Genomic DNA, 25522 nt, shown 5'->3' with positions numbered 1-25522 from the left:
AATGTTCGTGATACTAAGGGCTAATTGTAAAATGTTCAATAACTAAATTGGAGATAATAAAAAATGGGCATAGAATATAGACATATAATATGAAGGATATATGCTAGTTAAAATAGGTACGAGAGGAAGCGACCTTGCGCTCATCCAAGCTTTGGAAGCAAAACAAAGATTATTAGAGTCTTTTCCTAATCTATCCGTTGAGATCATTAAAATCAAAACTTCTGGTGATAAATATGCTAATGTAACCCTTGCTGAAATAGGAGGTAAAGGACTGTTCCTCAGGGAGATTGAGGCTGAATTACTCAAAAATAATATAGATATGGCGGTTCATTCGCTAAAAGATGTACCTGCGTTTTTCTCGAAGGACTTAACAATTCCTTGTGTTTTAGAGAGGCTAAGTCCATGTGATGTATTTATTTCTCATAAATATAAGAGCCTAAAAACTTTGCCACAGCAGGCTACAATTGCAACTTCTTCAATAAGAAGAAAAGTTCAGCTGTTAAATCTCAGGCCAGACTTAAATGTAGTGCCACTGCGTGGAAATGTGACAACTAGACTGCAAAATCAGAATTTTGATGGAATGATTTTAGCTGAAGCAGGGCTGATAAGATTAAAAAAATATCACTTAATTACAGAGGTATTGCCACCAAAAGTCATGTTAAGCGCAGTAGGGCAGGGGACAATTTGCATTCAATGCCGAAAGAATGATATAAAAGTTATCGATCTTTTAGAGAAAATTAATAATAATATGTCTTTTATAAGGGCAAAATCAGAGCGCAGTTTCATGAAGACAGTAAATGGTTCATGCTTTACACCGCTTGCAGCTTTAGCAGAATATGTGAGTGAAAACATGCTACATCTTTATTGTATGTTAGCGGGCGAGAGAGTTATATACTTTACTGAACGCACTTCGTTTGTAGAAGATGCAGAAAAAATGGGTATGGATGCAGGATTAGAGTTAAAATCAAAATGCTTATAAGCTTACCTAAAGTATGTGGAATCTACCGTTATAATGTTTCAATGTCTAAAATGACTTGGTTAAATGTTGGTGGCCAAGCTGATGTACTATTTAAGCCACGTGACATTGAAGATCTAATGTGCTTGATAAAAGATGCGGAGTTACCAATTAGCGTTATCGGTGCAACATCCAACATAATAATTCGAGATAGTGGCATTCGAGGAATAACGGTGAAATTAGGTAAGGAATTTGCGTATATTAAATGTAAAGATAATAGCTCCATAGTTGCAGGTGGTGCTGCACTGCTTAGTAACCTTGCCTACTTTGCAGGGGAACAGCAAATTAGTGGGCTTGAGTTTCTTGCTGGAATTCCAGGAACAGTTGGCGGTGGAATAGAAATGAATGCAGGTGCATATGGTAGTGATATTGCGAGTGTTGTAAAATTTATAAGGGCAGTGAATCTAGAAGATGGAAATTTATATGAATTCTCCAGCGAAGAAATGGGATATTTTTATCGTGGACATAGTCTAAAAGGCAGGTGGATTTTTATTGAAGCTGAATTTAAAGGAGTAAGTTCAGAGTATGAGCTTATATTGCAAAGATTGAAAGAAGTTATTGATAAAAAAAATAAAAGTCAACCAGTAAGAGGAAAAACTGCTGGTTGTATATTCAAAAATCCAATAGGCTGCAAGGCATGGAAACTGATTGATGAATCTGGCTGCCGAGGATTAGATAATGGTGTAGCTAAAATTTCTAAGAAACATTGTAATTTTCTACTCAATTACAATAATGCAACTGCACTTGACTTAGAAAACCTTGGCAACAGAGTAAAAGATGCAGTAAAAGATAAATTTAACATTGAACTTGAGTGGGAGATAAGGGTTTTGGGTAGGTAACTTCTAACCTTCTCTAATATGACCTATTTCAATTGAGTACACTTCAATTTAAGTCCAAGGTACACTATTTTGCGAGGATAATTTATGCTTCCTTTGAAGAAAAGCATTCTTTTATTTTTTCAATTACCGGCTCTATAATGTAGTGATTTATTTTCTTAATCATAGGTTCTACAATCATATTTCCAACAATAAGGCCTGTAATTGGGGCAATAATTCCTATTGTCGCACCCATCAAAACTGCTGATCCTGTATTTAACATTACACCAGGAAAAATAGCACCTATAGCTGCACCAAGACCAATCCCGATTGCAGTGCTAGTAACGCCCATACAAAATATAGGGAAAATGCATTCTCGATTTACTTTATCTTCCTTATAATCACAATATGTAAGGTATGCGATAGATAATATTGTAGAAACAGCAGCAATAATTCCACCTATAATGGAAGGTGATAAAATTGCGAAACTTGGACCAAGACCTACAAGCACTCCTATTGAAATATTCATTCCCATTAATATTCCAACAAGGATTAACTCTTCTTTAGTTTTTTTATCCATACCCCTCCTTAACACTTAATTAATAATAAAATGTTACTCATCTTTACTTAACCTGTAAAGTTATCTTAACCTAATTTCAAAAATTATTGTATAATATCATTTTGAGGTTTTATTTTCAATGCGCAAACTTGCAATACTCTTTTCTATACTGTTTGCGGTAATTGCTTACTATTTAAACAATGAAGTAATATTTGAAATAGCAAAGCTATTTAGCGATATATTCATCAGTCTGTTGAAATTGATTAGCTTACCTTTAGTTTTTCTATCTATAGTGTCCACAATTTCAGGGCTTAAAGACTCAATTGAAATTAAAGTATTACTTAAGAAGACGCTGTTTTACACGCTGTTTACAACAATTGTAGCTGCATTTGTTGCGTTATCTTTCTATTTATTCATAGACCCAGTAAGAAAAAATTTCATAAGTAACACAATAGAAAGTGTGAGTGACAGCAACCACAATTACTTCTCATACTTAAAATCACTCATTCCATCAAATTTTGTGCAAGTTTTTCTTGAAAATAACGTTATTGGCAGCATATTGATTGCTTTTTTGATGGGTGGAGCTATTATTTCGCTCTCAAAAGAAAAACAGGATATATTACACCAAATATTCTCTGCACTGTTTGATACACTTCTTAAAATTGCTCAAGGGTTGTTAAAGTTTATTCCTCTTGCTGTATGGTCTTTTATCACATGTTTTTTATACGAGTTAAAAGGTGGCAGCGAATTCCATAGTCTTTTTTGGTATTTTGCTTGCATAATGTCTGCAAATTTCGTGCAAGCATTTGTGATTTTGCCACTACTCATGTGGTATAAAGGTATATCACCAATTCAAACGATGAAAGGTGTTATGCCAGCACTTACACTTGCGTTTTTTTCTAAATCATCTAGTGCAACGCTGCCTACAACCATAGACTGTGTGCAAAATCAGCTAAAAGTGCCAAAGAAATTGTCATCTTTTATTCTACCAATATGTACAACTATCAATATGAATGCGTGTGCTGCATTTATTTTGATTACAGTGATGTTTGTTGCAGAGATGAATGGGCACACATTTTCCTTAAGTGAGATGTTCATATGGATTTTTTTAGCTACAGGAGCTGCAATTGGTAACGCTGGAGTGCCGATGGGGTGCTATTTTATGGCAACTAGTTATTTGGTATCAATGAATGTTCCTTTGTACATTATGGGATTGATTTTGCCTATTTATACAATCATTGATATGTTTGAAACTGCAATAAATGTGTGGTCTGATATCTGTATAACGCAGATAATTAATAAAGAATTTCAAACTCAAGAATGATATTAGATAATACAATAATAAAAGAATTTGAAGAGGTTGGTGCGATTTTGCACGGACATTTTGTACTCTCGTCAGGGCTGCACAGCAACACTTACATACAATGCGCTAAAATTTTTGAAAATCCAAGCAGAGCAATGAACGTTTGTGAGCTATTGGCGAATAAAATAAGAAAAGAGCTTATTGAACCCATAGATTTAATACTATCTCCTGCGATTGGTGGAATAATCGTGGGTTATGAGATTGGTAGACAGCTTGGAATCCGAACAATATTTTGCGAACGTGTTAATGGTAAATTTGAATTACGCCGTGGATTTGAGATTAAACAAGGTGAGAAAATCTTACTAATTGAAGATGTGATTACCACAGGTAAATCTTCACTTGAAGCAGTAAAATGTGGAGAAGAGAAGGGAGGTAAAGTTGTTGCTGAAGCTTCTTTGATAAAGAGAAGTAGTGAGACAAAACTACCTTTTTCTGTTATATCTTTGATTGAACTAAACATTCAAAACTATAGCGAGAAAGAACTGCCAAGTGAATTAAAACAATTACCTATAATGAAACCTGGAAGTAGAGAATATTTAACAAAGTAATTCTATATAGTATATTTTCTCTTGGTTTAGCTAAGGGTTTTATGGGTTTTTGAAATTTTGCCCATAAAACCCCTTTCATGATTAAAAATACACTAAATCTTGGTTTTCACATGTTTCATCTCGTGCAGCAGAAAACAATAAGTCTGCACTCTCATTCAAACTATTTGCAGCAGTCTTTAAAACCTGTGCATTTTCGATTAACTTATTCATTTCATATTCTAGAAATTTGCTTGATTTTTCACTTTGTTCAGTGAGGAAATCACCTATTTTGCTTGTGATTTCAGGTTTGATAAGACTTTCAATTTTTTCTTCAGTGTATTTTTTTACTGCTTCTTCTACCTGAGTTTTTATTGTCCCAAATTTGGGAGAAAAACCCTGGACTTGAAGTCCATCCTTTTAAGAATATAATTTTAAGGTGAAAAATCTGAAAGAATGTGGAATATTATAGAAAAAGCAGTCACTCTGTATATATATCACATAGTGTGGATAACAAAATATCGATATCCAGTACTAGTTGGAGATATTGGACAGAAAGCTAAAGAAGTTGTACAAGAAGTATGTGCAAATAATCAAGTAGAAATTATCAGAGGTAGAGTTGCGTCAAGTCATGTACACGTATACGTTTCTGTACCCCCATACTTAAGTATTAGTAAGTTAGTGCAGTTAATAAAAGGAAAAAGTTCCAGAAAAATCCAGCAAAACTTTCCAGAGCTAAAAAAGAGATATTGGGTTGTGGGCAGTAGGCTAGTTTGTCAGGACTAGCGGAAATGTAACTGACGAAATGATAAAAAATTATATTGAAAATCACTCTAAAAAAGAAGATAAATTTGGTGACTTTCAAGTCGAAAGTTAGCATTCTATGCTCTCTCTCAATCTTTGGAGGGAGTGTTAAATAAACTGTGTCAAACCGAAAAAAAAGTAATAAATTGATATAAAAAAATGGAGGTTTGACAATGAGTCAGAAAGTAGTAAACAGAACTACCGGTTTGGTAGATTATAAAGAATTAGAAACAAATATCCTGTCGTCTATACGAGAAGGAAGACCGTTGACAGGAAGAGATGGAGCATTAACACCGTTTATAAAAAAGTTGCTGGAGGTAAGCCTGGAAGGTGAAATAGAAAACCACTTGTCGGCCGAAAGCGAAGAGAATAATCGAAGAAATGGGAGGAATGCAAAGACTTTACGTACAAGCGCAGGGTAATTTGAGCTTTTGACGCCAAGAGATAGGGAAGGAAGTTTCGAACCACAAATAGTCAAAAAAAGGCAAACAAACTTACATCCAGAGCTTGAAACGAAGATTTTGAGCACATTTGCCAGTGGTATGGGCTATAGAGATATAGTGTCACATGTTGAGGAAATTTATGATCACAAAATATCGGCGGCAGAGATATCAAGTATTACTGACAAATTGCTACCAGTAATCAACGAATGGCGTAGTCGCCCGCTGCAGTCTGTATATCCGATAGTTTTCATGGATGGCATGTTTTTTAAAGTCAAAGAGGACGGGCATTGCGTAAGTAAATGCATGTATAACATATTAGGCATAGATCAAAATGGCAAAAAAGAAGTATTAGGTTTTTATTTGGCTGAAAGTGAAGGAGCTAACTTCTGGTTGGGAGTGCTAAATGACCTCAAAGAAAGAGGAGTAGAAGATATCCTTATTGCCTGCGTTGATGGGCTGAAAAGCTTTCCTGCAGCTATAAACAGTGTCTTTCCTAATGCGGAAGTGCAGATGTGTATAGTGCATCAGATACGCAACTCACTGAAGTATGTGGCCAGTAAAGATGCGAAGAGTTTTTTGAGCGATTTAAAGAAGGTATATCAAGCTTCAAGCAAGGAAATTGCCGAGAATTATCTGTTGGAATTGGATGAAAAATGGGGCACAAAGTACCCTATGGTTATAAAATCTTGGCAGAATAATTGGGAAAACTTGTCTGGTTATTTTAAGTATTCTGGTCCAGTTAGGAGGATAATCTACACCACCAATCCCATAGAGGGGCTACATAGGCAAATTAGGAAATTCACTAAGACCAAAGGCTCATTTACCAGCATAAATGCCTTGTATAAGCAGGTATATTGTGCTATAAAGAAGGTAGAGGAAAAGTCGACGATGCCTGTACATGATTGGGCATTAACTATCTCTCAACTTGATGTTTTCTTTCCTGGCAGATTGAAAATTGAGTTGAACTAAAAATGCGGTTTGACACAGTTTATTTAACACTCCCTCTTTGGATTTTAATCCATAGTGGTTGAATTCTGGCTTTAGCAAATCTGCAACTTCTGGTCCTACTTTTTTCACTGCTTTTTCAGCTGCATTTTTTGCTGCTTTTTCAGCGTTTGCTTCTACTGACTTTACTGTCTTATCAATTGAAGTCGATATTTTTTTTCTATTTGATTAGCTTTTGCGCTAGCTATTTTGTTAGCTTTTTCTTCAGCTAAAGTTAGCATTTTTCCTTCTATTTTTTTTACTTCATCTTGAGCTGCTTTTCTAGCTTCTAGTTTTAAATCGTTACCCATTTTAGATATTACTTGATTCGCAGCTTCTTTTGCTGTTTTGCTTATACCAAGAATTTTATCAAACATTCCTGCACGATACACTTGAGAGCCGAAGTTTGATTCGTCAGCCAAATTTTTGTAATTGTATTCTTTCATAATGTACTCCTTAATTTAAAAACTATACTAACATTAATATACAAGTACAAAAATTATATTAATATTAGTATTGCTTTTCAGGGCAGTAGTATAAATTTATAGTACCTTTTGAAAAAATTCATGACTTGACGGCAAAGAGCATTATATTGGTATCATGACTGACTTGGAAAAGATGAGAGAAAAACTGCAAAATCAAATTAATTATCATAATATCTTATATTATCAAAAAAGTAAGCCAGAGATAAGTGATGCTGAATATGATGAACTGAAAAAAAAGTTAGCTGCAATAGAGCCAGAAGCTTATGCAACACAAGATAGTGTTGGTGCTCCGCCTGATGAGAGATTTTCTAAGGTGGAACATCAAGAACCTATGCTTTCTCTTGAGAATGCTTATGATGAACAAGGTGTAGAAAAATTTTTGTCTAAAATAAAGAGATTTTTAATTGCAGATGAAATAGAGATATTATGTGAGCCAAAAATTGATGGATTGTCATTTTCTGCAATTTATGAAGATGGGAAATTTGTTAAAGCTGCAACTCGAGGTGACGGTTTTGTAGGAGAGGATGTAACTCACAATGTTGCAACAATAAAAGGCTTTCCTAAGTTTTTACAAGATGTGCAAGGAAGACTAGAAGTAAGGGGTGAAATATATATCAGTAACAGCGACTTTTTAAAGTTAAATGAAAATAATGAATTCGCTAATCCTCGAAATGCAGCTGCTGGTTCTTTAAAGCAATTGAATGCGAACATTACAGCAAAAAGGCCTCTTAGATATTTTGCTTATTCTTTAATTGGTGGAATAGAGAAAAGTCAAAGTGAAGTACTAGAAAAACTTGAGAAACTTGGTTTTTGCGTAAATGAGCATCGTTCCTTAACAAGTAGTTTGAATGGAATGCTAAAGTTCTATAACGAGATCTATGATTGTCGTTATAACTTGGATTATGATATCGATGGGATAGTCTATAAAGTGAATGATTTGGTGCTACAAAGTCGTCTGGGAAGTACACACAAAGCGCCACGCTCAGCGCTTGCATATAAGTTTTCTGCGATTTATGCGAAGACAAAGTTAAATAAAATATTTATACAGGTGGGTAGAACGGGGGTTTTAACTCCAGTTGCAGATTTGGTACCAGTTAATATTGGCGGAGTGCTAGTTAGCAGAGCAAGTCTACATAACCAAGATGAGATAAAACGTAAAGATATAAGAGAAGGAGATGTTGTAACAATTAAAAGAGCTGGAGATGTAATTCCTCAAATTGTCAAAGTAGATGAAGGTTCTCGTCATACAAATATGCCTGAATTTGTTTTTCCTGACATATGTCCTGAATGTGGTAGTAAAGTGCAGATTGAAGGAGTGGCAGTAAGATGTCCTGAAGAATTTAATTGCAAGGCTCAAATAGTAGAAAAACTAAAACATTTTGTGTCAAAAGATGCATTTGACATTGTTGGCCTTGGTGAAAAACAAATAAAGTTTTTTTATGATCTGGAACTAATAAGACAAATTCCAGACATTTTTATTTTAGAGGAAAGATTAAAAGAGTTTTCCTTAAAAGAGCATCATGGTTGGGGCGAGAAGTCAATAGCTAATCTATTAAGTGCTATACAAAGCAGAAGAGTAATCTCTCTAGATAGGTTCATATTTTCTTTGGGTATCAGATTTATCGGCCAAGTTGTAGCAGAATTGCTCGCAAATTATTATGTATCTTATGATAACTGGTATAATTCGATGTCATCAAATGATGTTGAGTTGGTAGGTATAGATGGTATAGGAGAAAAAGTAGCTGAATCTTTAAAATCGTTTTTTTCTCAGGAACGTAACATTAAAATGTTAAATGATCTTACTGCATATCTGCAAATTCTTCCCGTGAGCTCCAACTCTAGCGATTCTTTTTTGAATAACAAAATTATAGTGTTTACTGGTAAGCTACGTGCTATGAGTAGAGGGGAGGCAAAAGTAAGAGCTAAAGTTTTAGGGGCAAAGATCAGTTCAAGCCTTTCTACTAAAACTGACTATTTAATTGCAGGAGAAGATCCAGGTTCAAAATATAAAAAAGCAATGGAATTGGGTGTGGAAATTTTAGATGAAGAACAGTGGAACAGATTGTGCTAAACACAACTTAATCTGACGGGAATGAATTAACTGATAGAAGAATTGAAAACTAATATCAGACTCTTATTTAATACAATTTATAGATGCGACAGAACCCTAAACTTTCCCTGTATCGGTTATAGGGTAGCATAAAAGATCTGTTCTGCACTAACATTAAAAAAAATTACTTAGCAACAATCTTTGATTATTCATTATTAATGATAGTCCAAGTAACACTAATAATAAGCCAACTAATAAAAACATTATATCAATTGTAATAAAACTGATTAGCAATGCACCAACCAAAGGAGAAATAATCATGAAAAAGTTTTGAATAGATTCGCTAAAGGCAGAAACTGAGCCTATTATACTTTGGTCAACTTCTGTCTGTAATAGACTAGCATATGGTACATTAATCAGCGCCCCCGTTATTCCAAATAAAAACCATATTAATACATAAAAATACACAGACAAATTTATATGATAAAAAGCTAATGAACCTAAAAGGAATAATAATAATCCACCAAGAGTTTGCCCTGCAGAAATCAACAGTATGTATCTAAAGCGCGTAATGTAAGTAGTAACTACTACTGCACCAACAACACTGCCCATTCCTATAGCACTTATTGCTATTGCATATATTGATGCACTAAAATTCATAAATTTGTTGAAAACTATTATATAAAGATCGAATATAAATATTATGGCAAACCTTAATGCACTATTAATAATAACAATTCTTAAAAGCTTATTGTTTTTAATTGTACTGGCAACATTTATTAGTTTCTTATATATAAAAGTCAATTTACTAATCTTATTGTTAGACAATTTTGTTTCTGTAATTTTCATAGGTAGACTAATAGCTTTGATAAAGCATGCAGATGCTAGAAAAGTTAAGGCATTGATAATAAACAAAAATTTTATATTGCAATACAAGATCAACAAACCACCAAATGCTGGACCAATAATTTTTGCAAGTTGACTTGAAGTATGCAAAAAACCTGATGCTTTTGGTAATAGATCATTAAGAACTAGTACTTTTAAGGCTATTTGCCTAGAAGGTAAGAAAAAACAACGGCATATTCCCTCCAAAAAGAGTAATAACAAAACTATTTCGTAATGATAAGCTAAAAAATATAAAATAATTGATAAAACTGCTCGAGAAATATCAGAATAAATCAAAATAGGTATTGGATTTTTATTATCTACAGATACTCCTATAATTGATCCAAAAAAAACGCTTGGAGCTGCAATAATAATTTCAACAATAGCAAGCATTTGTGATGATAAACCAATATCATAAAAGAATAATGAGCCAATAATAGGTATTACCATCCAGTCACCTAAACTGGAAATAAAGTCAGCAATAACTAAGTTAATATAGTTAGTATTACTAATCAAGCGATTTGTTTTTACCATAATTTAATACTATTAAACTTTACATGACAGGTGATATGCTTTAGCTTGAAAGCCATTATTTAAATAAAATTTCGAACCCAAATGATTACTCATACTTACATCGAGGTGAATTTGATGGTAACCAATTCTTTTACTTTCTTCTTTGAGCCATTCAATTAGCTGGTGCCCGTAGCCTCTTGATCGATACTCAGGTAGAGTTACTAAATCATCGACATAAACATATTTTCCAAACGCAAACTTATAGAGTAATCTATACGCTAAAATAGCAATAAGATCATTATCTACGTATTTGCCAATAACTTTATATCCATTATTGCATAAAGACGTAAAATTAGCTATAAAGGTATCTTCGTTATCAATATGTACATATAATTCATTAATTAAATTATATAACTGTTTAGGGTTAATAGTTTGAGATATCATGTTAAATAAGTTGTTGTTTTAGCCATTCAAATTCTTTTATTTTTAACTCAGCTATTTGCCGTATATCACCTTTATTTTCATCATTTAGCTGCCTTAAAGTAGGATATAACCCGAATTCTGGATTAAGGATGAAAAAAGAGCAAGAATATCAATAGCTTATAATTTAAACATTTACGATAGAAAAATTAATGGGCACCTAAATTTAAGCAGCAGGTATCTTAAAGCTACCAGTCAATTTAGTAAAATCCAAGAATTTCAGTGGCTTAGCCGTATGAGGCATGCAATAAACTGCCATTTTTAAATTTGATCGGACTTAGTTAAAAGAGTCAAGATTTTCAATAATTTACCTAAGATCTAATCCAGAATTCGCGTTTGTAAGGCTACTATAGTATTTCTAAACAGCAGAAAATAATTATGTGTGAACTTGTTTGTTATTTTGCTTAGAAAATACTACTGTGCCTTCTGCTAAGACTGTACAATAATCATTAAGTCTTTTACAAAAGATCCAGGAGCTTTTATAAACCATTATAAGTATATCTTAATGTTAATTAACTGTAAGATAGCCAACTCTACTCATAAGTCAATCCATTGTTTCAAAAAATATTTTAGCAAAATACCATAGAATTAGCGTTACACAGGATTCGATTATTTACTTTTTTATGAAAACGCAAAAAGTACGTACATTTGTGAGAACAAGCTGTCTAAAAATAGGGTTGTAAAAATCAAAGCATAAAATTATTGCAACAAAATTAGGCAGATTAGTTCATATATGAATTTAGCTGAAGTAAGCTAATGTGGGTAGTTTTAGCGTATAGTAAAATCACTATAATAAAAAGTTCGTATGTATCACATGGTAGACCAACTGATTCCAAAGAAAAAACTTCTCACGGGCAGAAGTTTTGGTTGCTGAAAGTGACTATGTTACTTAAGTTATTAGTGAAATACGTTGCTAGATTAATAATAATTTATTTGATAACAAAAGGAAAAATTGAGCTAGAAAACAAAGTTTCAAAAAGCTCACACAAAATAAAACAGCGTGAAAATAAAATATCATGATACACATAAAAATTACTTGCATTGCCAATTTTATTTATTAGCATATAGCTACATCTAGTATAATATTACATTTTCATTTAAATACAGGCAGGGGGTTTTATGCTGAAGGCAAGAGATTATCTAAAGTCAGAAGTGACTGATCCGGTAAAAGAAGAACAAAATGCGGAACAAAGCACTAAATCTTTTCATCCTAAATTGAGAGTAAGGCGGCAATATAATCCTAACGATAATAATTTGCGATTACTTTCTTTAATAAGTCTATATAAAAACTATCCTGCTTTAATAAATGATATTAAAGATTTACTCAATGATGTAGACATTAATTATGTAGATAAAGATGGTGATACATTCTTACATGCTGCTGTAAGCGAAGGACATCAAGATATTGTCGAACTTCTTTTGAATGTTCCTGATATAGATCCAAAGATTAAAAATAACAAAGGTGATACACCACTAGATATTGCTGTGCGCTCTGGCAATCAGATTATTATAGGAGAATTACAAAAGTATTCTGAGTTAGGTTCTTCTAATCAGCAAGTTTCTTCGGTCGAGCAACAACCTAGAAGTGATGATACTCTAAAAGAGTTACAAACTAGAGAGCCTGTTTCTATCTTTCAAGAGATAAATAAGGCAAAAGATCAGTCAAAAAAACGAAATCTTGAGGGTTTATTAAATAAATTAAGAAGTTCTTACTCTGATGACCTTAAAATAGGAGTAGCACTTAAAGCAGGAGATTGTTTTTTTGACTCCGTAGCTCAAGGCTTGAATGAGTTAAAGGATAAAGGTCTGGTCGAAAATAGTGAAAGGTTTAATGTAAAATCACTGAGAAAAGATTGTGCAGATTATGCTAGAGAAAATAATAAAGGGGAGACTTTTCGTAAATACTTAAAAGACATTAAGAATATGGCTAAAGGAACTGATTCTCCAGCTATATGGGAAAGACCAGAAATTGAAGGTCAAATGATTTCGAATAAGTATGATGTGGTGCTTTATTTTTATTCTACTAATGAAGAAAATGGTCAAAAAATTACAGTAACTAAAATTACACCAGGCAGTGATGACCCTGAAGTTTTTATAGAAGGAGAGAATCTTGATCAGTTACATATAGATAGTAATGAAAAGGTTGTAAGAATAGTAAATTACAAGAAGCATTTTGTACCACTTCTCAGTAGGCTCGAAAAAGACATTGAAAAAGCTATAGAAGTTTCTAGGGAAGAAGTTTATGGTGTGGAAAATAAGAAAAGCTATTCTTTAATTCAGGATATTGGTAACTTTAATCCTGAAGAGAATAATGATCCAAATATTAGTGAACAAGCAGAGAGTCAGGCTCAACATCCTAAGATAGCAGAACAGCAACTAGATCCACTAGAAGGTAGAGCAAAAAGAGCTGACAATGAACCGGGACCTTCAAGTCAGATAGGACAGGATTCACAATCGTCAGGTCAGCAGACAAGAACAAGATCTAAGAAACCTAGGTCAGAGTTAATTGAGATGTTTTTATCTGAAGTAACTAAAGAGTTTGATGATAGCTTTGAAAAACTTCTCAAGGAGGTTCCTAGTGGCCATCCAGCACCGAGCTATGATGAATTTTTTATCTATTTTTTCCTTGGTTCAACTATTACCATTCCTGATAGGTTGATAGCAAAAATTGGTATTAAGAGTGTACACTTTAATTTAAATTTCACGGATAAAGGAAGTAAAATTATAAAATTACTTTTTGAAATTAATAAAGATCCTCAAGATAGACGATTAGTGCTGAGGACTATTATTGCTGATGGAGTAAAGACTTTGAGTGGTCAATACTACAGTAATGATAATATTCAAGAGATAGTTGAAAAACTAAATTTAGCAGGTGATGATGCAAATTCCTATAAAGTAGATGCACGTATCTTTCATATAACTTTAAGCAAAGATACAGGAAGAGTACTAAGAACATCAGAAGACCAAAAGACGAAACAAGATTTAGAAAAAGCTTTACAAAAAATCCAGGCAAATGTGATTGAAGGAGTAGAGTTGCAAGATAAGGCTAAGGAGTTTGAAAGTATAGAGCTACAGAATAAGGACGATAGTTCAAAATTTGAGAACGCACTGGAGAATCTTTCTAAAAAAATAAATGCAGTGGAAGAAGGTGTAAAAGAACTTTTTAAAGGTTTTATTGAAGTATGCAAAAAAAATAAAAAGCATTTTCCAAAAGTAGCAGGACGGAATAAAAATGATCATAATCGTTATAAGGAAAGTAGATTTCATGGTTTTATTTATGGTGCTTTAGTATTAAATTTCAAATCTAAGTACTACCTTAATTGCTATGCTGAAAGGTCCTCTGGTAGGGGAGGTGGTGCTGATTTGGTTCTCATTTCACGTAAAGATGAATATAAAAACAGGAATTTGGGTGCTGTTCCAGTTATTGTTGAATTAAAAGTAGACCAATCTGCTTCTACTACAGATGTCAAGAAAGAAGTAGAAAGCAATATTTTTTCTAATGTGAGAACTTTTTCTGATGAAGCTATAGTAGCATGTGCAAGCCTTTGGATTGAAAAATCCAAGACTAGGTTAGGAGAATCAGAGTTAATAGCAAAAAGATATAATATACCTAAAGTAGAAGGTCTTATAACGTTACTATTAGAGAATCTCAATGATTCTGATCTAGATAACATCATTAAGGAAGAGCTAGAACGCTTGCATCATTCAATTCCTTCTATGGGTAAGATAAATGGTAATCCCAATTATTTAAGTAGGTTGATATTAGGGGAAATTTTAACTAATAACGACAAGTTGAGGAAATTTGCCTTTATATATAAAGATAAAGAAAAATTTACTACTTTTTTATTACAACGAGATGGCGTAGACCAAATCATAATTTTAAATGTTGTTGAGTCAGTTTTAATTAAATTGGAAAAGACTGTTACTTTTAATGATAAAGTAGTTATAAGTGACTCTGGATATATTTATCAAATTGATATAGGGATAAATCCTGAACAAACAAAAAAATTTTTCGATGAAAAGAGTAGTACAGAGAAATATCTTCAACTGTTACAAATAAGAAAATGGAATTTTCAAGAGTATAAAAATGAGCAAAAATATAATGGTGAACTTATAGAATTTGGAAGTGTAAATTATGTTAATTTAAATAAAGAAGTAGAACTAAAAGTTATAGAAGATGAACAATTAACTAACAATCTAAATGAAGCTTTGTTTCCTATAAGAGAATTAATTACATTAGTTGATGGAAATCAAGATTGGAGTAAGATAAGTAAAAATAAGGCAGGTAACATTGATAAGACTACTAAAAGTAATTTAATGGCAGTTATACATGGTCTGTTCATAGGTAAACAAAATATTGCTAAGAAAAGTAACCAAATTATTAAAGTTCTGGCAAAAACTAGTCTTGCTTATAAACGAGATTTAGATCTTGCCATATCTATTGCAAGCAAGGATAGAAACACTTATCAAGAGAATGAAGTAGTTGCTATATGTACTAGTGAGCCAGACACATTTATAGAACGTGGGTTAAGGTCTCTAATCCAGAAAATGCGTGCAAAAGTACAGGTAGTAAGTTTTAATGTTAAAGCTAATAGTAAAAATGATTTAATCAATATAAAAAGTAAAAATTATGATATAGAACACACTTCTATCGGTGAAGAAGATATAATAGAAGATTTTTTTGATGCCATTTATGAAGGTAAAGTGAATGAGTTAGTGGACTTATTGAAAAATAGAGTTACGAGTGAGCGAATTAAATTAAGAAAACGTGAATATAATGATGCTTTCAAGCTAACTCTAGAACTTGAAGAATTTGAAATGTCAGATTTGTTGTTGAAATATGCCATTGATGACAAACAAAAACACCTTATGTTAAATGGAGCTGATAAAAATGGTATAACTCTTCTCGATAATGCCGCTGAAAACGACAAATGGAATATAGTGGAGTATCTTATAAATAAAGGTGGTGAGAGTGATTATGTTCTTGAACCATATATGTTCAGGCTTATTGAAGAACAAAAGTGGGAAAAAGTAAAATTTCTTATTGACAAAGAAGTTGATGTTAATGCTACGGATGGAAAAGATATGACTCCTTTACACCATGCTGTTAGAGATAATAATGCAAAGATGGTAAGTTTTCTTATTGATAAAGGTGCTGATGTTGATGCCGAGGATAAAGGAAAAAACACTCCTTTACACTATGCTTGCAGAGATGGAAACTATGATATCGTATATTTGCTTTTAGACCGAGATGCTAAGTCCATTTCCAATGAAGATGGTAAAGAACCTGATTATTACCTTGATTACGATAATCCAGAAAGTGAACAAATACGCGAACTTTTTGAAGAAAGATTCTCTAATAGTGACTCGCAGAATCCTTCCTCGGATGAGGAATCTCACGCCCCAGAGGAATATCACTCCTCATCTGATGAAATTGATAGTGATGACTCGCAAGCTTACTTTGAGCATCTTTTTAATAAAGAACCTGACCCCGACTCAGATCTCACTCCTTCCAGTTCTGATGAGTTAGATATAGAATATGATTCAGTTAGATGCCTATCAAGTGATAGTGGTAGAAAGAAAAGAGAAGCAGAAAGTGAATGTTTATTCACGTGGGAAGATGTAGATGAATTCAATGAAGAGAAAGATAAGAAAAGAGATTTAAGTAAGATTAAGATAGATAGTGAAAGGTTTGTCAGTTACATTAAAGATTTGCCAGAGGGAAAGCAGAGTCAGCTAATTCAACTAGCAGGTGAAACAGGTAATGCTCAAGGTCTTGTTAGTAAGCTTATTAGCAATCAAAAAATCATGAATCATTTGAGTAGAGTGGGAAGAGTCTCAGGCATGACCATGCACGGAATGATGGCTAAAAATGTTCTCGCTGACTTTTTAAATAGTAATTATCAAGGTGTAGCAATCAATGTTGGTTTTATAGCCGGTGGTCAAGGATTTGCTAAAGTTGCTGAAGCTGCATCTCTTAAAGGATTAAAACTAGCTGAAGAGGGAAAATTATTAGTTGGTCAATCTTTAAAAGCAGCATCTCCTTTTCTTGCTCGCGGTACTTCTGCTTTTGTTGTCTATGATCTAGTAAATCAGATAAAAGCATTTAAAAATGGTACAGAAGAGGCACTAGTTGGTGTAGTAGGAGATAGTATTTACTTAGGTGTTGACGCTGCAGAGATTGGTGTGGAAGTTGCTGAAGCTTTTGGAGTACTGGAAGGAGTATCAAGTGTTACTGGTCCTATTGGAGCTACAATTGGCGCTGTAGTATTTGTTGGCACTGATATTTATATGGCAGTAAAGAGAGTTGATAAAATTGATCAGATTATTCATCTAACTGGAGATGAGAAGTTTGTTGAAGGTTTACGTGCGTTTATAGGTATGAAGCCCGAACAATATATAGAAGAGCTCATGGAGAAAAAACAACTTTATAATCAGTTAGTTAAGCAAGGACTTGGGTATTTAAAACAGCATAGTGATATTCAAAGCTATGTTTTTCCTACTACTGATAAACTAGATAGTAAAGTACTACTTGATAGAAAAAGAACGGGTATAAGATGGAGCAGAGCAAGACCCGATGATTTAAATGAAGGTCGAGTATTTTGTTTACCACAGGGAAATGATGAGCCTGCACCAGATTATGGATCATATCTATGTGAAAATGCAATTGGTATATTCGCAAATAAAACAGGAGATCATACTTTAATTAATCTCGGAGAAGGTAAAGATTACGCAAAAGGATTTTTAAATAGTCCAAATATCTTTGTAGTGAATAATGGCTCTAAAGAATATTATGGAGGAAATAAAGACGATATATTTGTTTTACAGGCAGAGTACATAAAGGGACATCTATCTGGAGAAGGTGGAATCAATACTTTAGATACAACATTGTTTGCTTTACAGGAAGAGCAATTAAACATTCAATTAGAGATAGGAGAGATAGCAGACTATTTCAGAGACAATTGGCTAAAAATATGTGAAATAAATAAGGTAATAGGAAGAGCAAATAAAGCAGAGACAATAACAGTTTCCTGTGATGGTTGTAATAGTAATGTAAGACTGATAGATGGTCAAAGTGGTAATGAAGAAATTAAAGATAGAATAAACATAATAGATGATAGCTGTGATTATCAAATGCAAATAGTAGTAAGGCCTAATACGGCAGTATACAATCGAGCATTGAAAGGAAGCTTTGATTATCTAGTACCATTAAATAGCAGTGGAAGTGCTGAGGTTAGTTTTATCTATGGCCCTGAAAGATTTAATGTAAACAACACGTTTTGGTTTGCATATCAGGCAGTTGATATAAAAAGTATCGATGTAAAATATATAAATGTTTTTAACAGAACTGAACATGAAGTAAAATTCAATTTTGTTGAGTCAAATAAAGAATTTAATGTCACAATCTCTTATTCAGAAAATCCTGCTTACAGACTAGGAAAGAGTGGTGAGATAAGAATAGGGAATAAAGGTAATTTGTATATGCTAGAAAGTAGTGATAAGTCTAGTGAAGAGGTGATAAGAGACTATTTACCTGTAGCAAATAGAGTAAGTAAAATGTCATTTTTTATACAATCAGTTTTAAGTAATGAGACAGTGGTAATAGGAAGTGGAAATCATGAAGTAATACATAGCAATCCAGCGTATAGGAGTCATTTAGTGGGTAACGGTGGTGAAAATGTATATGTAATTGATTCTGAAACTACTGAGGTTATTATTCATGATGTTGATGAGGAGAATTCAATAGATACGATTGACTTAAGAAATGTAGTAAGGCAGGTAAGAGGTGAACTCTCAAATCAAGATAATTTTCAATTAAAAGTTCTAAAATCTGCAAATGATTTGTTATTAGAAGCAACAGTAGTTGAAGTGAAGCCAACAGAAGATTCATCTGTGAGTAAGATGAGAAAACATGAGTATTGTACTGTGAGATTAAAAGATGGGGTTAATTGGTATAACAAAACTCATGTGATTGTGGATAATGCTCCTATGAAAATCAACCTTGATAATAATGAGTGGAGTTTGAAACCACAGCCTTTGATGTTTGAAAGGGATAAGGAAATTATTGTGGTCACGAATCAAGATATAGAACAAGGTAGTGAAATTATTACACCGAGAAAAGGAGGAAATTATAAGTTTGTTCGTAGTAATGATAATGATCTAATGATAACTAATGCTTTTGACTTGACTATTACTAAGAATGATCTCTGCACTATTACACTTAGTAAGTTCTACGAAACACCGAGAATGAAAACATTATTCATAAAGTTTGCTGATAAGGAAATAATTCTAAAAGAGCATCAGGAAGAAATAAGTACGGCAAGAGATGTGAATGTTGTGAAAAAAGAACATAAGGATCAAGTCTATAATGATGTTTTCAATCCAGAAGTTATGATGTTGTCTGATCAACCTGTAACGCACAGACATAGGCATAGTAGACATAGAGAGCAAGCTCGTCATCGTCGGAGTACAACAAGTAGTAGCACAAGACCAACTGGATGGATAAATGATTTATTTGGTTGGGTAAAAAGCTCAATAAGTGGATTATTAAGTTCTAAACCTGAAAGTACTAAAAGTCCAATCTCACAAGTAGATGCAAAAATGGATGTAAATGGTACGATAATTTTACTTGACATGCTCATTAGAAAAGTTACAGGTCAGAAGTATGTTTCTACAGCAGATCAGTCTATATCTCCACTAGAAGCACAGGGATATGCACTCAATATTACAAAGGGATTTGAGAAAGTGTTAAATAAAACTGCTATTAAATCAGGAATATCACTAACAAATCTAAACTTTGATCCTGTGGTAGTGCAATCAGCTATAATTGGAAAAATAATAAATGGAAAATTTTCTGAAATAGCAAAAACCTTATATTCATTTGCAAAAGAAGCATGTCCAGAATTTAAACAAACTGATAAGTTTCTAGATCATTTGAAAAGCTCTTTAAAAGAGGAAAAAGAAACAGTCATGCTACAACAGAAAGTAGAAAAGCCTTCTAAAGACTTGAGTCAGGAAGTTTCAAGGAAAGTAGAGTTATCTAAAAAGCCGAATACATTCTTAAATGGCACATCAGTAGTTAGAGGAATAAGCAGAGCGATAAATTGAGGGAACTATGAGGTCTTTTCTGCCTGTAACTGTTTGATCTCATCAAAAGAAAGACCTGTAGTTTGCGATACAACGTCAATAGAGATGCCAGCTTTAAGTAAATTTTTTGCAACTTCAATTTTACCTTCAATTTTACCTTTTTCATGGCCAATTTGGATGCCTTCTTGTCTACCTTCATGTTTAGCATCATCGAGTTTTTGTTCCAAGATAGCAGCTTCTTTCTGTAAATCCATTACTCTTTCTTCATAAGCTACAAGATCTTTCTCATTCCAATGAAACTTATCTAGCTCATCATATGCTAATTTTATTATTGGTGATTTTTCTGCTATTTTTCTTAAATCTTCATCCGTTGTTTCTTCTGCATATTTAAAGAAAAATAGCCAACGATCTACTACATTTTCTAGCTGCTCTTCTCTACTCTTAGGAAACTTTGGCAGCTCAATGAAGATAAATTGAAAATCTTTTAAGTCATGCTCGTTAGTTTTTTCATCTCTTATGGTATGGCTAGATATATAATCAAGCTTATCAGGAAATAAATTACAATTAGAAATAGCAATAAAGAAAACCTTCTTTAAATCAATGTACTTACCACCTTTATCAGCCTGCCTCGAGTAAGCCTTAGCAGCATATAATTGAGCCCGTTTTTCGAAGCCTTTATCACGAGCGAGTTGCATCTCAATCACGTACCTGGCCCCAGTGGAATCTCTGCATAGAACATCAACAATACTCTGCTTATCAGAGGCAATTTCAGGGTCCATAATGGTGCTAAGGAATTCAACTTCTTGTATAGTATTTATTTCAGTAAACCCCAAAATATCATTCAAAAAGTGGATAAGGATATTCTTATTTTTTTCAGTACCGAATATTTTCTTAAATGTTAAGTCTAATTTTGGATCGAGAAACTTCGAAAGAGCCATAGGAAATCCACTTAAAAAGCATTAATAATTATACACAATTGTGAAGAAATATTCAACTAAAATTCAAACATAGAAGTTTTTGTATATCTTTATTTGGTAGTATTAACCTCTATAATATTTATGGCAAACATCTCAATAAGGTATCAGATAGCACAAAAAGTAAGGAGCTGGAGGTTAAAGAGAAAATATACTCTGAAAGTCTTAATAGACAAAACAAGCATAAACTACCACACGCTGCTAAGATATGAGCAAGGAACATGTGGCATTCCAATTGAAAAGTTAAAAATATTAGCAGGGGCATTATCAATTCCTATTAGAAATCTATTTCCCAAACGAAAGGTGCTAAGAGAAAATAGCTGTTTTGATAAAGCTAAGGAACAAGCAATGTATAATCTAATGCAAGGATACATACAAATAGGAGAGCGAGAATTACGCAAGGTGGTTTATGCTTTGACCCAATCTATTCAAGCTGAAAAGGAAAGTAATATCAAAGCAGCAAGAATAAGAATTGCGAGGAATCTAGTTAAGGCAGGGTTTGATACTGAGATTATCTATCGAGCAACAGGCTTATCAACTGAGGAATATGCTGATAAAGAGAGATACGAGCCAAACGGAGGACAAGAGATCAAGAAGTGGAGAATAATAAGAGGATATACACAAAGCAAAAAAGCTTAATGTAGGGCCCTCACAGATACATCATTATGAACAAGACTCTTTTAAGTGAAAGGTTGTGGGAGATAGAAAGAGAATTGTCAGTGAATGCTGAAGATCTGATAAAGGAAGAAGATAATTATGAAGATGGTGAAGCAGAAAATGATTTATTAAGTTTGGCGAGGGAATATAGAAAAATTGACAATCAGGAATCACGAGATGAACTGGACATATGGGTAGAATTTTTCTTGCAAAGAAAGCAAATTTACAAAGAGAAGATTGATAAAATAGAGGGAATGAAAGTTACAAATAATTTACTTAAATTAGGCTTTTCTACTGATGTTATTTCTAAAATAATTGATTAACAACAACCTTTTTACATAACTTGAAAACAAATATATATTAATATCTTTACCTATTAATGAAAAAATAAGTAAAAAAGATTGAAAAATTGATTTGACTTCACTCGAAAGCTATGGCTCTATGCCAATGCTGATAAAAAACAGCAGTAAACATTTAAAAACAATTTGTTATTAACGAGGAGTATATTTTATGAATAATGGTAAAAAACTTACAGAAGAAATAGAGAGAGTATTACAGAGTGGAGGAGGAAGTGCTCTATTTGATCGGGAGATAGTGTCAGTGCTTCTAGGAGCAGTTCATGACAGAAAGCAAGCACAAGATGTTACTAAAACTCTAATGGATAATTGCCCAGGAATAGGAGAAATTTTAGGGCGAGAAATCGATGATCTGAAAATGATAGAAGGAATGACTGAACACGCAGCTGCAGCAATTGAATGTGTAAAAGAAGCTTATAAGAGAGCACTAAGAGAAGGGTTAAAAAGAGGACCTGTAATGGATAGCCAAGAAAAGCTGATAGAGTATGTAAGGGTAAACATAGGCTTTTCAGCAAAAGAAGCTGTCCTGATAATATACTTGGATAAACAGAACCGTTTGATAAGAGACGAAGTGTATTTTGGTACAATAGATGAAGTACACCTATCTGAAAGGAAAGTGGTAAAAAAGGCGTTATCAATGGAAGCAGCGTCAATAATATTATCCCATAATCATCCAGGAGGGAGTTTAGAACCATCAGAAGATGATAAGGTTATGACTAGAGAATTAGTGTCAGCATGTCAAGGAGTGGGAATTGAACTAGAGGATCACATTATTATGACAGACAAAGGATATTGCAGTTTTAAGGAAAGAGAGCTGTTATAAACCAAATTTCAATTGCTTGAGAAGTTTGGCTACCAACTACTACAAAACAATACAAAGAGCATAAGTAGCAAAAAAACTTAGTCAAGAATCTGTATTGGAGAATTACAAAATATAAAAGATCTTTGTATAGCTTGTATATTAAGTCGTGATTAAAGAATAAAATTCCCAAAAATCTATTCTTTTATTATAAATAGTTGCAGAATATACAAGATCTTTTTATAATTTGTGTATTCAGTTAATCATAAAGCAATAAATTGCTCTGTAGACTTGAATAACATGCTTAATAGGAGGCTATATGACTACTAAAAAAACAGTATCATTTGATGATACAGATGGAAATACTTATGAGTTAATCATTGATTCTAAAAAGTTACCAAAAGGACTATATAGTGCTATTAGGCGTACTAGCAAAAAAAATCAGCAGCTTATACTTGTAGACGAGACTGATCCGAAAATATTTGATGATAAAAGTAGGTTTGAGAATCCTGAAGGTGTGCCTTCCCCTAGCGATGTTTCTGGAAAATCAATCAATCTTGGAGAAGGACGCGAGGTTTATAACAAAAAATCTTCAAATCGTCAAAATCCGTTTATTCCAGCCTTAAGCAAGATAGAGCCAAGTGCAAGTGAAAATGCAGAATTAAGATGGTTTAAAAGTAGAGTAGTAAAGGCAAAAAGCGTAGACGAACTGAACAAAACTATAGATCAAGCACTAAGTACTGGAATAAGGATAAATGCGTATAGCGAAGGACAGAAGAGTTTTGCTGATACGGTGATATCGAAAATGCCTTTGATCAAATGCAAAGAAAATGAGAAGGAAGACATAATATGTGAATTGATGCTAAATGGAGCAATATTCAGTTACGATCTATTGCAGGATAAGGGAATAAGTGAAATGCATAACAAACTGTATCAAGAGATTCGTCCACAGATAGATGAGTGGCTTAAAGAATTGAGAGAAATCGGTGAAAGTGCTATTGAAAATGAAGGAATCATAGAAGACGTGGAAATGGATAATCAGACGTTTTTTATGAAATTTTCTGAGAATAGTAAGGTAAATATTGCAAGAGTATTGGAAGGTACAAAAAATTTAGGATTAACCACAGGAGAGGTAAAATTAGGAGGTGATGTTATAGAAATAGGAGATAGTAAGGTTGAAGTTAGAAGTGAAAAAGAAGGTGAGAGGAATTACGTTGATGTGTCTGACAATAGTGCTTTTGAGATAACATTTCCTACAAGTATTGGTAGCCTAAAAATTGTAATATACCATAATGCAGAAAATGACCATGAGATAGAGGTCAGAGTAGCAGATAAAGAAATGTGGTCTGAATTACAAAAGAAAGGGGAAAATATAGGAAAAGGGTGTTTTTTTGGAGGAATGACGGTCACAGAAGCGGTAGAAAAAGGAAGTTTCCCTAGGAGTGGTAAGTGGAGTAAAGAAAAGGTAAAAGAAGAAATAAAGGCGATTAGTAATAATGAAGCATTATCATGGGTTGATAGGGTGTGTGGAGGTAGTAAAGAAACCTCTCGAAAGCTTTAAACAATCGGAAACTTTTCCTCAATAAAGTTAAGCTATAGCAAAAAATTTTCTAGCAGGGTATATATGTTTATTTCCGTAAAAATAGTGAACAATAATACAAAGAACATTAGCCCTGCAAGATACAAAATAGCGCAGAATGTAAGAAGCTGGAGGTTAAAACAAAAATATGCTCTGAAAGACTTAGTAGATAAGACAGGGATAAAATATCATACATTGCTAAGGTATGAGCAAGGAGCATGTGGCATTCCAATTGAAAAGTTAAAAGTGATAGCAGAGGGATTATCAATCCATGTTAGAAATCTATTTCCTAGGCGAAAAGCGCTAAGAGAAAGTGGTTGTTTTGACGAAAGTAAGATCGAATGGATGTATAATTTTATAGCAAAAACAAGAGGACGCAAGGCAATTTATGCATTAACTAAATCTATTGGAGCTGAAGAGGAAAATAATGTAAAAGCTGCAAGAATAAAAATAGCAAAAAATATTTTAAAGGCAGGGTTTACTAATGATATAATTTACCGAGCAGTAGGTTTATCAACTGAAGAATATTCTGATAAAGAGAGTATACATTATACAAGCCAAAACGGAGGACAAGAGATAAAAAAGTGGAGAATAATAAGAGGATATACGCAGGAAGAGTTAGCAAAAAAGCTTAATGTGGGACCCTCGCAGATACATCATTATGAACAGGGGAGTGTGAAAATTTTAAGTGAAAGGCTATGGGAAATAGCAGAAAAATTATCGGTGAATGCTGAAGATTTGATAAGGGAAAAAGATTGTTATGAGGATGATGAAGGAGAAAAAGAGCTATTAAGCTTGGCAAGAGAGTTAAAAAAAATTAACAATCAAGAATCACGAGATGAACTGGACATATGGGTAGAATTTTTATCGCAAAGAAAGCAAGTTTACAAAGAAAAGATTTACAAAGCAGAGGCAATAAAAGTTGCGAATAATCTACGTATGTTGGACGTTTCTATTGATGCTATTTCTAAAATAACAGATTTATCTATTGAGGAGCTTGAAAATTATGCTTTCAAAACTTAGCCTGGGTTAAAAACTGCAGTAGCTTACTGACTCATAAATAATACATTAAAATATCAATAAAATAGTTGTATATTTAATATATCTAAATTACTGAATGAAATTCTTGTGCTTCTGTACTTAATATATA

The 25522-nt window shown here is 33.1% G+C and carries 18 protein-coding genes and 2 pseudogenes; 14 read left to right on the top strand and 6 right to left on the bottom strand.

All coding sequences use genetic code 11. The annotated features are described in order from the left end of the window. The first annotated feature begins 100 nt into the window (after window positions 1-100). On the top strand, window positions 101-979 hold the full coding sequence (hemC, locus tag WP_RS02310) for a hydroxymethylbilane synthase (RefSeq protein WP_007301916.1): 879 nt from the start codon (window positions 101-103) through the stop codon (window positions 977-979). After that, window positions 970-1854: a UDP-N-acetylmuramate dehydrogenase gene (gene murB / locus WP_RS02305; RefSeq protein ID WP_012481841.1), complete on the top strand. Its 885-nt coding sequence runs from the start codon at window positions 970-972 to the stop codon at window positions 1852-1854. Before hemC ends, murB begins: the two co-directional genes overlap by 10 nt. Before the next feature lie 82 nt (window positions 1855-1936). Here murB and WP_RS02300 read toward each other — a convergent pair whose 3' ends face one another. Beyond that, window positions 1937-2410, bottom strand: a complete 474-nt coding sequence (locus tag WP_RS02300) for a glycine zipper family protein (protein WP_007301914.1) — start codon at window positions 2408-2410, stop codon at window positions 1937-1939. 118 nt (window positions 2411-2528) lie between these two features. On the opposite strand from WP_RS02300, the gene WP_RS02295 reads away from it, so the two are divergent. Continuing rightward, window positions 2529-3713 carry a dicarboxylate/amino acid:cation symporter gene (locus WP_RS02295; RefSeq protein ID WP_007301913.1) on the top strand — a complete coding sequence of 395 codons (1185 nt, stop codon included), beginning with the start codon at window positions 2529-2531 and terminating at the stop codon, window positions 3711-3713. Then, window positions 3710-4300 carry an orotate phosphoribosyltransferase gene (gene pyrE, locus WP_RS02290; protein WP_007301912.1) on the top strand — a complete coding sequence of 197 codons (591 nt, stop codon included), beginning with the start codon at window positions 3710-3712 and terminating at the stop codon, window positions 4298-4300. The genes WP_RS02295 and pyrE overlap by 4 nt, the downstream gene beginning before the upstream one ends. 81 nt (window positions 4301-4381) lie before the next feature. On the opposite strand, the gene WP_RS07800 is transcribed toward pyrE, so the two are convergent. Further along, on the bottom strand, window positions 4382-4510 hold the full coding sequence (locus WP_RS07800) for a hypothetical protein (RefSeq protein ID WP_255324072.1): 129 nt from the start codon (window positions 4508-4510) through the stop codon (window positions 4382-4384). A gap of 224 nt (window positions 4511-4734) precedes the next feature. Between WP_RS07800 and tnpA the strand changes: the two are divergent. Further along, window positions 4735-5153: pseudogene (tnpA, locus tag WP_RS02285) on the top strand (IS200/IS605 family transposase). 100 nt (window positions 5154-5253) lie between these two features. Further along, a pseudogene (locus WP_RS02280) lies at window positions 5254-6492 on the top strand (IS256-like element ISWpi15 family transposase). Window positions 6493-6653: 161 nt separating this feature from the next. Here WP_RS02280 and WP_RS02275 read toward each other — a convergent pair. Beyond that, window positions 6654-6953 carry a hypothetical protein gene (locus WP_RS02275; protein WP_007301910.1) on the bottom strand — a complete coding sequence of 100 codons (300 nt, stop codon included), beginning with the start codon at window positions 6951-6953 and terminating at the stop codon, window positions 6654-6656. A gap of 154 nt (window positions 6954-7107) precedes the next feature. On the opposite strand from WP_RS02275, the gene ligA reads away from it, so the two are divergent. Further along, window positions 7108-9063: an NAD-dependent DNA ligase LigA gene (ligA, locus tag WP_RS02270; RefSeq protein ID WP_007301909.1), complete on the top strand. Its 1956-nt coding sequence runs from the start codon at window positions 7108-7110 to the stop codon at window positions 9061-9063. A gap of 153 nt (window positions 9064-9216) precedes the next feature. Here ligA and WP_RS02265 read toward each other — a convergent pair whose 3' ends face one another. Both WP_RS02265 and WP_RS02260 read right to left on the bottom strand, forming a co-directional pair. Beyond that, a complete protein-coding gene (locus tag WP_RS02265; RefSeq protein WP_012481840.1) occupies window positions 9217-10461 on the bottom strand; it encodes an MFS transporter in 1245 nt (414 codons plus the stop codon). 12 nt (window positions 10462-10473) lie between these two features. Then, a complete protein-coding gene (locus WP_RS02260) occupies window positions 10474-10884 on the bottom strand; it encodes a GNAT family N-acetyltransferase (RefSeq protein ID WP_007301907.1) in 411 nt (136 codons plus the stop codon). 792 nt (window positions 10885-11676) lie between these two features. Here WP_RS02260 and WP_RS02255 point away from each other — a divergent pair. Together WP_RS02255 and WP_RS02250 are read left to right on the top strand one after the other, a co-directional pair. Further along, window positions 11677-11940 carry a hypothetical protein gene (locus WP_RS02255; protein WP_012481839.1) on the top strand — a complete coding sequence of 88 codons (264 nt, stop codon included), beginning with the start codon at window positions 11677-11679 and terminating at the stop codon, window positions 11938-11940. Window positions 11941-12039: 99 nt separating this feature from the next. Beyond that, window positions 12040-20028 carry an ankyrin repeat domain-containing protein gene (locus tag WP_RS02250; RefSeq protein ID WP_012481838.1) on the top strand — a complete coding sequence of 2663 codons (7989 nt, stop codon included), beginning with the start codon at window positions 12040-12042 and terminating at the stop codon, window positions 20026-20028. Between the two features lie 5 nt (window positions 20029-20033). Here the strand turns inward: WP_RS02250 and WP_RS02245 are convergent, their stop codons facing one another. Continuing rightward, window positions 20034-20945 (bottom strand): Rpn family recombination-promoting nuclease/putative transposase, encoded by a 912-nt coding sequence (locus tag WP_RS02245; protein ID WP_007301904.1) that lies wholly within the window; start codon window positions 20943-20945, stop codon window positions 20034-20036. Window positions 20946-21065: 120 nt separating this feature from the next. Here WP_RS02245 and WP_RS07680 point away from each other — a divergent pair, with 120 nt between their 5' ends. The 5 genes from WP_RS07680 to wmk all read left to right on the top strand — a co-directional run bounded on the left by WP_RS07680 (window position 21066) and on the right by wmk (window position 25395). After that, the gene (locus WP_RS07680; protein ID WP_007301903.1) at window positions 21066-21620 is read left to right on the top strand and encodes a helix-turn-helix transcriptional regulator; all 555 of its coding nucleotides are present in this window, start codon (window positions 21066-21068) and stop codon (window positions 21618-21620) included. 26 nt (window positions 21621-21646) lie between these two features. Then, window positions 21647-21961, top strand: coding sequence for a hypothetical protein (locus tag WP_RS07675; RefSeq protein ID WP_007301902.1), 315 nt, complete (start codon window positions 21647-21649; stop codon window positions 21959-21961). A 187-nt stretch (window positions 21962-22148) separates the two neighbouring features. Further along, window positions 22149-22817 (top strand): JAB domain-containing protein, encoded by a 669-nt coding sequence (locus WP_RS02235; RefSeq protein WP_007301901.1) that lies wholly within the window; start codon window positions 22149-22151, stop codon window positions 22815-22817. A 295-nt stretch (window positions 22818-23112) separates the two neighbouring features. Further along, the gene (locus WP_RS02230) at window positions 23113-24354 is read left to right on the top strand and encodes a hypothetical protein (RefSeq protein WP_007301900.1); all 1242 of its coding nucleotides are present in this window, start codon (window positions 23113-23115) and stop codon (window positions 24352-24354) included. A 63-nt stretch (window positions 24355-24417) separates the two neighbouring features. Further along, the gene (gene wmk / locus WP_RS02225; protein ID WP_007301899.1) at window positions 24418-25395 is read left to right on the top strand and encodes a WO male-killing family protein Wmk; all 978 of its coding nucleotides are present in this window, start codon (window positions 24418-24420) and stop codon (window positions 25393-25395) included. Window positions 25396-25522 lie beyond the last annotated feature (127 nt).

Origin of the sequence: Wolbachia endosymbiont of Culex quinquefasciatus Pel, from assembly GCF_000073005.1 — a bacterium.
GTDB lineage: Bacteria > Pseudomonadota > Alphaproteobacteria > Rickettsiales > Anaplasmataceae > Wolbachia.
This window is presented reverse-complemented; position numbering and strand designations above follow the sequence as displayed.

Bases quoted from the DNA above. Each gene is read 5' to 3' on its own strand.
- WP_RS02255 (WP_012481839.1), top strand. From the start codon at position 11,677: ATGTGGGTAGTTTTAGCGTATAGTAAAATCACTATAATAAAAAGTTCG.
- WP_RS07680 (WP_007301903.1), top strand. From the start codon at position 21,066: ATGGCAAACATCTCAATAAGGTATCAGATAGCACAAAAAGTAAGGAGC.
- WP_RS02245 (WP_007301904.1), bottom strand. From the start codon at position 20,945: ATGGCTCTTTCGAAGTTTCTCGATCCAAAATTAGACTTAACATTTAAG.
- pyrE (WP_007301912.1), top strand. From the start codon at position 3,710: ATGATATTAGATAATACAATAATAAAAGAATTTGAAGAGGTTGGTGCG.
- WP_RS02260 (WP_007301907.1), bottom strand. From the start codon at position 10,884: ATGATATCTCAAACTATTAACCCTAAACAGTTATATAATTTAATTAAT.
- WP_RS02250 (WP_012481838.1), top strand. From the start codon at position 12,040: ATGCTGAAGGCAAGAGATTATCTAAAGTCAGAAGTGACTGATCCGGTA.
- WP_RS02265 (WP_012481840.1), bottom strand. From the start codon at position 10,461: ATGGTAAAAACAAATCGCTTGATTAGTAATACTAACTATATTAACTTA.
- WP_RS02300 (WP_007301914.1), bottom strand. From the start codon at position 2,410: ATGGATAAAAAAACTAAAGAAGAGTTAATCCTTGTTGGAATATTAATG.
- WP_RS02230 (WP_007301900.1), top strand. From the start codon at position 23,113: ATGACTACTAAAAAAACAGTATCATTTGATGATACAGATGGAAATACT.
- ligA (WP_007301909.1), top strand. From the start codon at position 7,108: ATGACTGACTTGGAAAAGATGAGAGAAAAACTGCAAAATCAAATTAAT.
- WP_RS07675 (WP_007301902.1), top strand. From the start codon at position 21,647: ATGAACAAGACTCTTTTAAGTGAAAGGTTGTGGGAGATAGAAAGAGAA.
- WP_RS07800 (WP_255324072.1), bottom strand. From the start codon at position 4,510: ATGAATAAGTTAATCGAAAATGCACAGGTTTTAAAGACTGCTGCAAAT.
- wmk (WP_007301899.1), top strand. From the start codon at position 24,418: ATGTTTATTTCCGTAAAAATAGTGAACAATAATACAAAGAACATTAGC.
- hemC (WP_007301916.1), top strand. From the start codon at position 101: ATGCTAGTTAAAATAGGTACGAGAGGAAGCGACCTTGCGCTCATCCAA.
- WP_RS02235 (WP_007301901.1), top strand. From the start codon at position 22,149: ATGAATAATGGTAAAAAACTTACAGAAGAAATAGAGAGAGTATTACAG.
- WP_RS02295 (WP_007301913.1), top strand. From the start codon at position 2,529: ATGCGCAAACTTGCAATACTCTTTTCTATACTGTTTGCGGTAATTGCT.
- murB (WP_012481841.1), top strand. From the start codon at position 970: ATGCTTATAAGCTTACCTAAAGTATGTGGAATCTACCGTTATAATGTT.
- WP_RS02275 (WP_007301910.1), bottom strand. From the start codon at position 6,953: ATGAAAGAATACAATTACAAAAATTTGGCTGACGAATCAAACTTCGGC.